This window comes from Lacticaseibacillus casei DSM 20011 = JCM 1134 = ATCC 393 (assembly GCF_000829055.1).
GTDB lineage: Bacteria > Bacillota > Bacilli > Lactobacillales > Lactobacillaceae > Lacticaseibacillus > Lacticaseibacillus casei.
On sequence record NZ_AP012544.1, the window covers coordinates 2,630,711 to 2,643,314 of the forward strand.

The window sequence follows — 12,604 nt, forward strand, 5'->3', positions numbered from 1 at the left end:
CCCGCAATTCCTCCATGAGTAAAACATCAAGTCCCGCGATCGAGAAGTCCGAAAAGACACTCGCTCGCGGGGCTTGTTTTATTGATTATAAAGAAGTTACCTAAGACATGTTGTTTGTTATTCGAGAAAGGGAGGCTTTGAGACATATGAGATACGCTTAACATATTGGCCTTTGTGCTGGATGGATGCAAATTTCCGCGTTGTATCATAACCTTGAACAAACTTTAAAGTGTATGAAAGTTTTTGCCCATTTTTCGAGTAAATTTCAATGTTCCGATAAGTTCGTGTCCTCAAGGGAACTTTGGCATAGCTTGTTTCTTCGCTGATAAAAGGATTGACGCGGTCAGTCAATTCGTTGTGGATTGAGAGCAACGCTACCACACTTACAATGACAAGTACACTAACGCCTACTAATATCTTTTTTCCTCGAGTCATTGCTTGTTTACCTCCTTGTTCTGTAAATCTCCATCAAGAATTTGAATGACGTAATCACACTTTTGCCAAACTTCCTGCGAATGAGTCGCGATTATGATAGTAGCTTCTGGCCCAAAGCTATTGAATAAGACACGAAGTACAATATCGGTGTTTTCTGGGTCAAGAGAGCCGGTCGGTTCATCAGCTAAAATTACATCTGGCTTTTTAAGAAGTGCCCGAGCAAGCGCAATCCGTTGCTGTTCGCCGCCGCTCAGCGTAAACACTCTTTGATTAAGAGGTAGATTTTCCAATTCTACTTGAGCCAAAGCTTGTTTCATAGCTGACCTAGAGCCACTTTTGTTTAATCTTCGATTTGCAAAACCAATTTTCAAATTGGCCTCAACCGTGCCATTCTCTATTAAGCCGAAGTTCTGAAAGATAAAGCCTAAGTGATCACGCCACATCTTTTGCACATTTGCTTTCGAAACTGCGAGTCCATTCAACTCCACCAATCCTGAAGAAGGTTCCTCAAGGCCACCCAGTATATTTAACAAGGTCGTCTTGCCCGAACCACTTTTTCCAATAATCGCATAGCTTTTCCCGTTTTCAAACTGATAACTAACTTTATTTAGAATCATTTTTTCCCCAAAACTTTTGGATATTTTCCTAGCGTTAATCATATCAAAGCCACCTAATTTCCATGATTAAGAGTATCCACCAAGCCTGATTCAGCTCGAGATGCCGTGAATAGAATAATCAAAATTTCAAACATGAGGTAGAAGAATCCATAAGGCAAGATATTAATCGCACTCTTAACTGTTAGCACTCCAACTATAAGCAGGGCATCAAGCAAACCGTTTAATACCATAAATCGCATTAAAATTGATTGATTAGATAATCCAAACACCTTTCGGATTGCCATTCTTTGGCGTTGATCTTTTAAGAAAGTAACGCTCATAAAAGATACAGCGAATAAAAGCTGAAGTAAAGAAAGTGATGTGATTGCAACCAAAATGAATATCTGACGAACCATAAATGTGTTGAAATCAGATAGGCGAGTCTTGGCATTGGTAATGCCCGTAATATTGCTTTCCAGACCGAGTTTTTTAATGTCACTCTTTAATGGTTTTAGTTCGGAGAATTGAACCATCCCCTGTGTCATCGTTGCCCAATAAAAATTGTCGGAGAATACTTTTTTGTCTATAATCACAACAATAGCATTTCTCGAAACTGAATCTTCAATCGCCTTGCCAACAGTGTAATTAAATAAGCTTTGATTATTCTTAGTCTTGACCACCGTAAATTCGGTAACTCTAGGAACATCAAAAGAATTTGGCAGTCTCCGCTGAAACACAATTAGCTTATTCAACTTTTTTAAAAAGTTATTTGTTTGATCTACGCGGTTACTCGGAATTAAAACCATTAGTCTCCCTTGTTGAGGCGCAGAGTATGAAATTTGCGTACCATCATAAGCAAGAATAGGGTTATATTTCAAGTAAGTTCCATTTACAAACATAACATTTCCGCTCATTGGTTCATCATCTCTAACATTTGGATGAAATTCCTGGAAATTCCTAGATATGATCACATTTGAATCATCATCAATCATCTGGTGAGATTTCCTGCTTATAAAATTCATTTGATTGTCATTTGTTTCATTGATTTGACCAAACTGGACTGTATAACCGCTGTGTCTAGTAATCCAATGATTCATTGTCTTGCTATCTTGCGAGTACCTCAAAAAATTGTTGTATAAGGATACCCCGTTAATGGATACAAGTATTACTAGCGAGATTTTAATCATGTATCCAAAAATCATGAAAGAGCGCGACTGTCTAGATCCTTTGATGGAGGTATATATATCTATTAACCAAAGAGTTGCATAAGACAGAACATCCAGTACGAAAAAGCCAGAAACCAAAATCAACAGCAAAATTAAAATATATAATGCGAACAATTTTAAACCAAGAAACGTTAGCGATGAAGCTCCTACGGCAAAGATAATAATCACAGCCGCAGCCTCTGAACTAACAAATACAGGTAATCCAGCCCACCAATCATGTTTAATGATTCTACTCTTAGTCATGCCATTAACTTCCATTATGGCATAGGATTTAAAACGGTATATTTTTTCCAATAACATGATAATGAACATCATACTAATGATTCCAATGGCAACTAACAAAAAATTGGCCGAAACCATATCCGCTACCGAAGCATTAATCAACGATGGGCTATAGATATGAGCTGGTAAACCGGCATCAGAAAATGCAGTTGCAAGGGTCTTTAGCTGTTTCCCCTTCGCATCGGTGTAATACATGCCATTAACATCTTCAAGCTGAAGTGATCGTTGATTTAAAAGTCCAACATTCATACCCTTTTTAATTGAATATTGCCTTTTGTTCTTAGGGTTAAAGTCATACACAATTTTGTTTTGATGTTCATTGATGGTATTCAGCCGTGCCTTAATCAAAACAAGATCTTTTTCTGTTGCTTTTTTCTTCAGCAATTCAAAAACAGAATTCTTGCTCCGTTTACCATCCCAACTCTCTACAGATATTGCGCTTGTTGTGTTTGGAATTGTGTTATTGTCGTATGCCTTGATTGTTTCCAAGAACAAAAGTGCCACCACCACTGTCGTCATTGCAAATAATAAACTCTTGATAACTCGTAACATACAAGCCACCACCCTAACTATGAATAAAAACCCACAGCGCAAGATTGACGTTGTGGGTCATAGGTCTTTAATCATCCGGACAACCGATTTTTCCATGTGAAATATGCACCATTATCAGGAACTATTTAACGTTATAGAAACTTTGGTTTCCGAAATATGACTTTTGAGCAGACGCGCGCGCCTCTGTACCCGGAGAAATCCAACCACTTGATGCGCTGTATGCTCCCTTAACAGCTGCACTGTGTGTCCTGCTATTATGGGAATAATACGACCAAACGTAGGTCGAACCAACGCCGTAGTTCCAAGTCCCACCTTGCACATCAACTGTATAAGCAAGAACTGGAACTGCGGAAACTCCTATAGTCGCAGCAGCAAGGGCACTGACAATAACTGACTTTATCCTCATGACCATATCCTCCTCAAGATTTAAGTTGAGTGACAATAATTCAACAAATACTGGGTATCTTCAAATTAACATTTTGCGACCTTTCTGCTCGCATATTCGAAAATCGAAGTGTACATTTAAGAAAACGAACAGAGCTCCGCAAAAATGGGGTCGTGCTTTTAATTCACTTCAACCACAGTCATGATGAGCTACCCTTTTGAAGACTCCAGATATACTAACGTCATCACCATAAAGCTGTTTAGAGCTATCCCTCCTCCCGTTTATGCAGAAATCATATGACGCCCCTTTAAAAAAACAATTTTTTTGACACTTTGATTGCATATATGAAATTTTGGAAGGGTGAACCCCCGTGACATATACATTCTCGAATTTCGGATTTTTACTCGCGGCTATGCGTAAGCGGCGACGACTAAGAATGACAGACATTGCGGACAATACAAGTTTGAGTACAATCTCAAGATTTGAACGAGGCAACCAGAATATTTCTCTGAGCCTTGCAAGAGAATTGTTTGAACGTGTACACGCCTCACTGCCTGAAACCGCCGCTCTTGTGGATAACTCAACCCCAGTTTCTGACATGTGGCGGAGATTGAATGAGGCTGCACTCACCGAAGACGTACTTATGCTTGAAAAAGAAATCACAGCGTTCGAAACAATGCATGACACGGTCAGTTCAATGATTGTCATCGTTCTCAAAACTTATCGAAGTATGTTCAATCATGAAGATCTGGATTGGGGTCATTCGATTTCCCCTGTTATTCGATATCTGCTCGGCAATGGTCGCTGGTTCCTGTTCGAATTCCAACTATTTGCTGCTTCAATTTATTTGGCCAGCCCTAAAGACAGCAAGCGCTGTTTGATTAGAGCTATTCATGAAATTGGATACACTAATTCCAATATCTTTCAAGAGCCATTTACCACTGGTCTGTTTTATGCAGCAGTATCGGCAATTGAAAAAAGTGACTTATCCTCTGCTAACGTTTTGCTAGGCAACTTACGCGGCCTTGCTCCCACAACAGACACAATTTTTCTTAAGTATCGCATCAGAATGGTTGAAGCAGCATTGAGGTACTCGCTTCGTGACGATCCTCGTGAATACAGAAATATTGTGGATATGCTTACATTTCTGCACACAATTGGCGCTGATAATTACTGCGAGGCCGACCAGCGTTGGTTAAAAAGAATGGGCATTGAGATTGACTTGAATCTTGATTAGATAACCCGCAAAAATTCTTTGAACGCTCGAATGAATAATAATTATTTGCATTTAAGAGCATATAAAAGTTAAAAGCGTTGTGAATAGACTCGTAAAAATGGCCATTTACCCATTTACCTCCGCTAATTTTCTCGCCATCACATTCTTCAGTTGCTCTAGCGCCGTCATCACGACATCCGCATTCTCACCCAAAGCTTCCCGCAAAAAAGCATCATTCTGTTGAAAGTACGCACGAATATGCGCCGCATCATGTTGCGCCTTAGGGGTTAGCTGAATCGCTTTATACCGGGCGTCCTCTTTTGATGGCGTTCGAACAATCAGCGCTTTACGTTCCATAAGCTGTAACAGTGCCGTGGCCGATGACTTTTGAATATTGAATTCCCGCTCAACATCGGTTTGGTAAAGACTGCGGTGCGAATCGTTGCGTGCCAAAAAATCGATGATGCTCATCTGTACCTGCGTCAATCCCATTTGCTTGGCCTCGCGATCTGCATATCGTTGCAGATCGTTATTCAGTTTCTTGACCAAGATACCTATCGAATCAGTCATTATATCCTCCATTATCTGAATTACTGCTGGTCCAAAACCAGCCATCTGCTTAAATAACTTGCTTTCAGAAAAATAAGTCGCTATAGTAGCATATAGTTCTATATAGAACTATACACAACGGAGGTTTTTATGACAAGAAAAGTATCAGCTAAATTGTATCTCTCGATTCTCGCCACTGGCCTCATGGCGTTTTGCGGTGTCCTCATCGAAACCGCCATGAATGTCACCTTCCCGACTTTAATGAAACAATTTCAGGTCAATACAGGCACGATTCAATGGCTAACCACTGGGTATTTGTTAGTCGTGTCAATCATCGTCCCTATTTCCGGATTCTTAAAACGCCGCTTCACCACCATGCAGCTTTTCTTAACCGCAACGGCTTTTTTCATCCTCGGCTTAGCCATTTGTAGTGTTGCAAATGATTTTGCGCTTTTACTGATTGGTCGGCTGATTCAAGGCTGCGGCACCGGGATTGCCTTACCTCTAATGTTCAATATTATTCTGGAACAGGCACCGCTGGATAAAATCGGGTTTTTGATGGGTATTGGCACGTTGGTAACGGCTATTGCGCCAGCACTCGGGCCGACTTATGGCGGGGTTTTGGTGGATCTAAATTGGCATCTCATCTTTATTTTCCTGTTAGTCGTCATGGTGATTGCCTTGTTTCTCGGGCTGTTTTCGATTACGCAAGTCACCAAGCCCGTACACGTTCATCTAGACGTTATCGCATGGCTCTTGATCGCGATCTTTTTTGCTGGCGCCATTTTAGGCCTTAATCGCATCGAAAACGCGCCCGGCCAAGCTGCAATTTACGGTGTGGTTGCCATCTTGGGGCTCGTTGGCTATGCATGGCGGTCACTGCATGTCAAAGAGCCTTTAATCAATCTGCGTTTGTTGAAAAACTGGTCATTTGACTGGCATGTTGTCACCTTCCTTATCATTCAGATCATTAACGTCGGCTTTGCCTTTGTCTTGCCGAACTATCTGCAACTCGTCAACCATACGAGTTCATTTACGGCAGGCTTGCTACTGCTACCCGGTGCGGCATTAGGCGCTTGCATGGCACCGATGAGCGGCAATTTGTATGACAATCTAGGCCCCGGCAAGCCGATTTTTATTGGCTTAGCCTTACAACTGGTCGGTATTCTGTTGTTACTGGCCACCGCCTTAACCGCAACGCCGGTCATCTTGATGTTAGGTTATGCAGCGGTAATGCTAGGCACTGGCTTTGCCATGGGGAACATCATGACAAGCGGCCAAGCCCAGCTAACCCAAACGGAAACAACCGATGGCAATGCAATTTTCAATACCATGCAGCAATTTGCCGGTGCCTTGGGAACCGCGTGTGTATCTTTGATTGTTGCCTTGGCGCAAGTGCCTAAGACCACGGCACACACAACTGCGGTTGGAGCGTTACACGCCTTTTGGTTCTTATTAATCCTGGCGATCATCGGTGATCTTGCGATTGCGATCGGCTTAAAAACCAGACATGCCCAAAACCAGGCCGCAAGTCACGATGCTTAATCGTCATATCGGCTAATCTCGAAACCTAAAAAGGCTGAGATGAAAAGTCTCCCTGTTGAAACTGAACAGGTGTGACTTTTTATCTCAGCTTTTTCTTTTGCTATCATTTGCTGATGCTTAGTTGCACAAATGCCGGCTTTAAGCTTCTGTTTTACCCGCCTTCACATCTTCCATCCGCAGCCCGAGTTGTTCGGCAATGCGACTGCCGTATTCAGGGTCGGCTTGGTAAAAATTATGCGCGGCCAGGATGCGGACTTCCAGACTGGTCACTTGCTTGAGGTTGGTGACAATCGTGGTGACTAGGCGGGTGCGCTCGTCTTCACTCATGAACCGATAAAGGCGGCCGGCTGCTGAGAAGTTATCCTCGTCGTAAGGCTTATAGTTGCCGATGTTGCCATTGACAGCATCTTGATGGATTCGGGCGCTGTGGTCTTCTTCAGGACCGCCGTGTGCATTAGGCTCGTAGTTAACCGACCGATCCTGCTTGGCAGCCATGAAACCATCACGCGCATAATTGTGCACCGGGTTCAACGGCCGATTGACCGGCAACTGCTCGTAATTGGCCCCGAGTCGATAGCGCTCCGCATCCTTGTAACCAAAGAGCCGTCCTTGCAGCAGCTTATCCGGAGATGCTTCAATCCCCGGAACAAAGTTAGCTGGCGAAAAGGCCGCTTCTTCGACATCAGTAAAATAGTTTTCCGGATTTTCATTCAGGGTAAATTCGCCAACTTCAATCAGCGGATAATCGTGGTGAGAAACCACTTTGGTGACATCGAAAATGTCGTACTTATAATCCAATCCCTCCTGATACGGCAAAATCTGGACATAGACTGTCCACTTTGGGAAGTTCCCTGTTTCAATGGCACTAAACAAGTCATTTTGCAGATAATCAGTATCGGTCCCGGCTATTTTGACAGCTACTTCATCCGTCATATTCTGGACGCCTTGTTGGCTGATGAAGTGATACTTAACCCAGTAAGCCTCGCCTTGTGCGTTGACCCACTTAAAGGTGTGACTGCCATAACCGTTCATGGTGCGATAGCTCGCGGGATTGCCACGGTCGCCCATCAGATAAGTCACTTGATGGGTGCTTTCCGGTGAATGCGCCCAGAAATCCCACTGCATGTTGTTATCGCGCCGATGCGTGCGCGGATCCCGCTTTTGCGAATGAATAAAATCAGGAAACTTCAACGGATCATTGACGAAAAAGACCGGCGTGTTGTTGCCGACGATGTCATAATTACCGGCTTGCGTGTAAAACTTCAGCGCAAACCCGCGAACATCGCGAATCGTGTCGGGATACCCGCTTTCACCAGCAACCTGCGAGAACCGCAATAAAATCGGCGTTTCTTTGCCAACGCCATTAAACAGATCCGCCTTTGTGTACGCCTTCATGTCATGCGTCAACTTGAACACACCTTTGGCACCTGCGCCTTTCGCATGCACAACACGTTCCGGAATACGTTCCCGGTTAAAATGTGCCAATTTCTCCAGCAATTGATAATCCTGCAACAACACCGGCCCACGTTCGCCAGCGGTCAAACTATGATTATTATCCGCCCACGCCTGACCTTCGCCTGTGGTTAGTTTATCTGTCATTAAAAATCCCTCCTGAGCGTGAACCGGCGCGGTTAGAAGTCGAAGTGTAAGTGGCCTTGAGCGTGATGGCCCGGTCTTGGCCATTGCGATCAAGGTCCTTACACGCAGACTTCTGCGCCGGTGAACGCGTTAATGTGTGAGCGTGAACCGGCGCGGTTAGAAACCGGCTAGACGCTATTATTCAGTTATTAGATTGTGCACAACCATTGTTATTCAATGATAAGGATTATTCAAGCAATCGGCTCGCATGGCAGGTATTTTAACGCGCCTTTAAACCAACACCTCAACGCCCGCTTTTTCCAAACTCGTCGCCAGTGGTTGATCCGGTCGTGCGTCCGAGACGACGGCTTCCAGCTCATCTTCATGGCACAGGCGGTAATAACTTTTCACATTGTATTTTGAGTGATCGCACAGCAGGATCGTTTTTTCCGCATGTTGCATCATGGCACGCTTAACGCTGGACTGCTCCTGACTGGACATGAAGACGCCATCGTTGGTTAAGCCGACACAGGACATAAAGAACAGGTTCGCCCGAAAATTATTGAGAAACCCGATTGCATCATCCCCGATAATCGAACCCGCGCCGTTGCGCAATCGGCCACCAGTGACAAAGGTCTTGATGCTCGGCAACCCATCAAGTTCAACCGCAATCCGCAACCCATTGGTAATCACGATGACATGGTTCAGCTTAGCAAGGAATGGTGCCAGAAAAGACGCCGTTGAACTTGAATCAATGAAAATAGCCTGATTATCCCCGAGAAACACGCTCGCCGTGGCGGCAATTTGATGCTTCTCCGGCGCCCGCTCCTGGCCTCGGAACAGATACGGCAATTCCAGATTGTCTGCTTTCACCAATTCAACATAACCAAAACTGCGATGCACCTTATCCAATCGCTCTAAAGTCATTAAATCCCGGCGTAATGTGGAATTGCTGACAAATAAGGTTTTCTCCAAATCAGTCGTGCTGACCACTTTTTTATGCTCTAGAATCGTCATGATCCGATTGAGTCTTTCATTTTTAAACACAATATCGTCCCCCTATTCACCCTTAATCAGTTTAAAGGGCCGAGAAAGCGGTTGCAAGAAATGACGCTTTGTGGCGAATTATGAAGCTTCTTCGACGCGTTTCCCGCGCTTTAGCCAGAATGTTCGCCAAGTGCCACTACGACAGCGTTTTCAACTATAATGACGGTAATCAATCATGGAAGGAAGTTATTCAAAATGGAAATGATGTTTCAGGCGGAACGTGACGATCTTGCCCATACAGTCAAAGTCATGTTCGATCGCAAAGATACCAACGTCGCAGGCGGCAACATGTCGGTCAAGGTTTTTGACGAACAGGAACATCCCTACATCCTCATGACCCCGACGTTTATGTCCGAAACCTACTACTCCGAACTACATCCGGCGCAGATTCTGGTCATCGATGCCGAGACCGGACAAAAAATCGATGGTGTCGGCGACGTGACGCGCGAAGTCAACATGCACGAGAAAGCCTACAACGCACATCCGGGCATTCGTTGCGTCTATCACTCGCACGCAGAAGAGTCCATGTTCTGGGCCACTGCCGGACTTGATATGCCCAACGTCACCGAAGCCACCCGCGAGCTAGGCCGCATCCGCGTGCTGCCATTTGCCCCGGCAACGTCCATGGAACTCGCCAACACCGTCTACACGGCTTTAAAAGAAATCGGCGACAAGGCAATGGAAAATGTCTTCCTATTAGACAGCCACGGCATCCTCATCACCAGCACCGACCTTCACATTGCGGCGCGCATCATGGAAACCTTGGAATGGAACGCCCGCATCGCCTATCAGCAAGCCATCTTCATCAAATTGGGCTTACTCGACGACTACCACTCATGCGGCCAAAATTATCAAAAACCCTACAAAGAAGTCCCACCCATCGCCGTCCCCGGCATCCCAATCAAAGCCAAGCAAGTTCCACTACCCAAAAATCCCCAACGCCCAGCCAGCGAAATGCAGCCAGGCGAAGTCGCACCAACCAGCACCGTCAAATAGGATATGATTCAGATCCACGGTCGCTTTATCCCGGTTGTGTCAAAAGACAACTAGGATGAAGCGGCTTTTTTAATTCAGCGGTGACAACTCAATAATGCCAAGCCGTAAAAAGACCGAACACTCCCAGTTGGAAATGTTCGGCTATTTTTGGTTATCAAAAGTTTCATTTAATAATTCAATATGCTGGAAAGGCCTACCAGTGCCAAGGCGTAGCGATCGGAGGCCAGAGGAAGCTCAGCTGTGGAAACAACACAGCGACGTTTTTTGTCGCTGATGTTGTTAGGCGACTTTGAGACAGCGATTTTCTGGCTCAAAGCGCCGTCACAGCGTTCCAGCCCCCTCTGGCCGGAGATCGCGAAGTTTGGCACGACAACCAATCCACAGCCTACACTTTTAGTCTCACTATGCAATGACACCCTTTTTCAAAATCAAATTCCCGTACAGCGCCTGCTCACCAGTTTGCACAATGGCAAAGCACTGCTTGGAATGATCGTAAAAATCAAACCGCTCCAGCGACTTCAGGTGAAAGCCCGGAAACGCCTTGGCGAGCTCGGCGCGATAGTCGTGCCAGACCGGCGGCTCACCTTCCGGGACGTTCTTGTCACCCGGCACAACCGCTTGCACCACCGCCTGATAATCCGCGTACGGATCCAGCGGCATCAGCGTCAGAATGCCTTGCAACAACGTCGGAATCGTCAGCCCATCAGCCCGAATCACCCGCGCATTATTCGTTCGCGCCGGATAATTAGCATCCGCCAACAAAATCTCGTCGCCATGCCCCATCTCCATCAGCGCCTCAACCAGCGCCGGTGACAACTGTTTTGGAATATGCTTCAGCATCACTTCACCCTCTCACGCATGCTTCGTTTCCCAATAATGTTCGATATCTTCCAACGTCCGCCCCTTAGTCTCCAAGACGTTCCGGTGAATATAAACCACCGCCAGCGCCGACAACGCCGCAAAAATGTAAAAGACGTTAATGCCCATCGCTTCCAGCATCATCGGGAAAATCAACGACAGTAGGCCATTAAACAGATACTGCGTAAACGTAATGACGCCCATCCCCAACGCCCGCGCTTTTAGTGGAAGAATCTCCGGCACATATGACCAAAAGACCGGTCCTAATCCAAACTCGAAAGCAAAGACATACACGAAGATCGCAATGATCGCAATCGTGGCATCGTTAGACCACAGACATAGCACAATAGCAGGCGGCACTTGACCGGCGAGACTGATTTCCAGTAACTTTTTCCGCCCCAACCGATCAATAAACGGCAGCGACATCAAGGTTGAAATCACCAAGGCGCTACCGACTGCGAAATCGGCGATGATACTGGCATTGGCCATCCCTAAGTTGTGGAAAATCTCGGGTGCATAATACACCGCGGCGTTGATACCGGTAAACACCTGGAAAAAGGTCAAGGTAAACAGCAACAACATCGCCGGTCTAAAGGCGCCAAACAGCTCACGCATCCCGGCTTCTTGGGACTTCAAACTGTCTTGAATGTCCTGAATTTCCGATTCGACTTCATCGTCAGTGGCGCGCACCCGTTTTAAAACCTTACGCGCCTTGTCAACTTTCTGATCACGAATCAACCAACGCGGACTTTGCGGCGATAACATCATGCCAATCGCAAAAACCGCTGCTGGCACTGCCCCGAGACCCAGCGTCCACCGCCAACTATCAGTCGGCAGGTTATAGGCACCAACAGCATAAGCCGCCAGAATCCCGACATTGACACTCAATTGGTAAAGCGACGACATTAACCCGCGAATATGCGCTGGCGCCAATTCAGAAAGATAGATCAGGCCATACATATTGGCGATCCCCGCCGCAACCCCGAGGACAAAGCGGGCAATCATCAACATCACCGTATCCGTTGATAACGCGCTGAAAATACTGCCGGCGATAAAAATGATCCCGCCGAGGACTAAAACATTACGTCGTTCAATTTTCTTTTCCATCGCGGTAAAAACAACGATAGACGGCAACGCGCCGAACAGCAGAAACGAAACAACTAGGCCTTTTTCTGCTGAATTTAAGCCGAATGCGGTGGTAATCGATGGCAAGGCCAGCGAAATGGCGCCTGAATCGTAGCCATATAACAGCCCGGCAAAACCGCCCAGAATGGCAAACAGGTACACAATCGGTTTCGTTGCCGGTTTGGTGACAGGTTGCTTCGATGTCGTCCCCATA

12 protein-coding genes are annotated in these 12,604 nt (G+C 45.6%); 3 read left to right on the plus strand and 9 right to left on the minus strand.

Annotation, left to right across the window (positions count from 1 at the left end; translation table 11 throughout):
* Positions 1 to 117: 117 nt before the first annotated feature.
* From LBCZ_RS12630 to LBCZ_RS12645, 4 genes are all read right to left on the minus strand, one after another.
* Positions 118 to 435, minus strand: a complete 318-nt coding sequence (locus tag LBCZ_RS12630; RefSeq protein WP_025013463.1) for a YxeA family protein — start codon at positions 433 to 435, stop codon at positions 118 to 120.
* Positions 432 to 1,094 (minus strand): ATP-binding cassette domain-containing protein, encoded by a 663-nt coding sequence (locus tag LBCZ_RS12635; RefSeq protein WP_025013462.1) that lies wholly within the window; start codon positions 1,092 to 1,094, stop codon positions 432 to 434. The genes LBCZ_RS12630 and LBCZ_RS12635 overlap by 4 nt, the downstream gene beginning before the upstream one ends.
* Positions 1,095 to 1,105: 11 nt before the next feature.
* The gene (locus LBCZ_RS12640; protein ID WP_025013461.1) at positions 1,106 to 3,091 is read right to left on the minus strand and encodes a hypothetical protein; all 1,986 of its coding nucleotides are present in this window, start codon (positions 3,089 to 3,091) and stop codon (positions 1,106 to 1,108) included.
* A gap of 121 nt (positions 3,092 to 3,212) precedes the next feature.
* Positions 3,213 to 3,503 (minus strand): lactococcin 972 family bacteriocin, encoded by a 291-nt coding sequence (locus tag LBCZ_RS12645; RefSeq protein ID WP_025013460.1) that lies wholly within the window; start codon positions 3,501 to 3,503, stop codon positions 3,213 to 3,215.
* A gap of 409 nt (positions 3,504 to 3,912) precedes the next feature.
* On the opposite strand from LBCZ_RS12645, the gene LBCZ_RS12650 reads away from it, so the two are divergent.
* Complete coding sequence (locus tag LBCZ_RS12650) at positions 3,913 to 4,713, plus strand: Rgg family transcriptional regulator (protein ID WP_129334703.1); 801 nt, start codon at positions 3,913 to 3,915, stop codon at positions 4,711 to 4,713.
* Positions 4,714 to 4,818: 105 nt separating this feature from the next.
* Here LBCZ_RS12650 and LBCZ_RS12655 read toward each other — a convergent pair whose 3' ends face one another.
* On the minus strand, positions 4,819 to 5,262 hold the full coding sequence (locus tag LBCZ_RS12655) for a MarR family winged helix-turn-helix transcriptional regulator (RefSeq protein ID WP_025013458.1): 444 nt from the start codon (positions 5,260 to 5,262) through the stop codon (positions 4,819 to 4,821).
* A gap of 129 nt (positions 5,263 to 5,391) precedes the next feature.
* Between LBCZ_RS12655 and LBCZ_RS12660 the strand changes: the two genes are divergently transcribed.
* Positions 5,392 to 6,786, plus strand: coding sequence for an MFS transporter (locus LBCZ_RS12660; RefSeq protein ID WP_025013457.1), 1,395 nt, complete (start codon positions 5,392 to 5,394; stop codon positions 6,784 to 6,786).
* A 138-nt stretch (positions 6,787 to 6,924) separates the two neighbouring features.
* On the opposite strand, the gene LBCZ_RS12665 is transcribed toward LBCZ_RS12660, so the two are convergent.
* Positions 6,925 to 8,385: a catalase gene (locus LBCZ_RS12665; RefSeq protein WP_025013456.1), complete on the minus strand. Its 1,461-nt coding sequence runs from the start codon at positions 8,383 to 8,385 to the stop codon at positions 6,925 to 6,927.
* Positions 8,386 to 8,655: 270 nt separating this feature from the next.
* Positions 8,656 to 9,411 (minus strand): DeoR/GlpR family DNA-binding transcription regulator, encoded by a 756-nt coding sequence (locus LBCZ_RS12670; RefSeq protein ID WP_025013455.1) that lies wholly within the window; start codon positions 9,409 to 9,411, stop codon positions 8,656 to 8,658.
* Positions 9,412 to 9,606: 195 nt separating this feature from the next.
* Between LBCZ_RS12670 and LBCZ_RS12675 the strand changes: the two genes are divergently transcribed.
* Positions 9,607 to 10,407: a class II aldolase/adducin family protein gene (locus tag LBCZ_RS12675; RefSeq protein ID WP_025013454.1), complete on the plus strand. Its 801-nt coding sequence runs from the start codon at positions 9,607 to 9,609 to the stop codon at positions 10,405 to 10,407.
* A gap of 402 nt (positions 10,408 to 10,809) precedes the next feature.
* On the opposite strand, the gene LBCZ_RS12685 is transcribed toward LBCZ_RS12675, so the two are convergent.
* Positions 10,810 to 11,247, minus strand: a complete 438-nt coding sequence (locus LBCZ_RS12685) for an RbsD/FucU family protein (protein ID WP_025013453.1) — start codon at positions 11,245 to 11,247, stop codon at positions 10,810 to 10,812.
* A gap of 12 nt (positions 11,248 to 11,259) precedes the next feature.
* Positions 11,260 to 12,603 (minus strand): sugar porter family MFS transporter, encoded by a 1,344-nt coding sequence (locus LBCZ_RS12690; protein WP_025013464.1) that lies wholly within the window; start codon positions 12,601 to 12,603, stop codon positions 11,260 to 11,262.
* Between the last annotated feature and the right edge of the window lies 1 nt (position 12,604).

Bases quoted from the DNA above. Each gene is read 5' to 3' on its own strand.
- LBCZ_RS12630 (WP_025013463.1), bottom strand. From the start codon at position 435: ATGACTCGAGGAAAAAAGATATTAGTAGGCGTTAGTGTACTTGTCATT.
- LBCZ_RS12635 (WP_025013462.1), bottom strand. From the start codon at position 1,094: ATGATTAACGCTAGGAAAATATCCAAAAGTTTTGGGGAAAAAATGATT.
- LBCZ_RS12640 (WP_025013461.1), bottom strand. From the start codon at position 3,091: ATGTTACGAGTTATCAAGAGTTTATTATTTGCAATGACGACAGTGGTG.
- LBCZ_RS12645 (WP_025013460.1), bottom strand. From the start codon at position 3,503: ATGGTCATGAGGATAAAGTCAGTTATTGTCAGTGCCCTTGCTGCTGCG.
- LBCZ_RS12650 (WP_129334703.1), top strand. From the start codon at position 3,913: ATGACAGACATTGCGGACAATACAAGTTTGAGTACAATCTCAAGATTT.
- LBCZ_RS12655 (WP_025013458.1), bottom strand. From the start codon at position 5,262: ATGACTGATTCGATAGGTATCTTGGTCAAGAAACTGAATAACGATCTG.
- LBCZ_RS12660 (WP_025013457.1), top strand. From the start codon at position 5,392: ATGACAAGAAAAGTATCAGCTAAATTGTATCTCTCGATTCTCGCCACT.
- LBCZ_RS12665 (WP_025013456.1), bottom strand. From the start codon at position 8,385: ATGACAGATAAACTAACCACAGGCGAAGGTCAGGCGTGGGCGGATAAT.
- LBCZ_RS12675 (WP_025013454.1), top strand. From the start codon at position 9,607: ATGGAAATGATGTTTCAGGCGGAACGTGACGATCTTGCCCATACAGTC.
- LBCZ_RS12685 (WP_025013453.1), bottom strand. From the start codon at position 11,247: ATGCTGAAGCATATTCCAAAACAGTTGTCACCGGCGCTGGTTGAGGCG.
- LBCZ_RS12690 (WP_025013464.1), bottom strand. From the start codon at position 12,603: ATGGGGACGACATCGAAGCAACCTGTCACCAAACCGGCAACGAAACCG.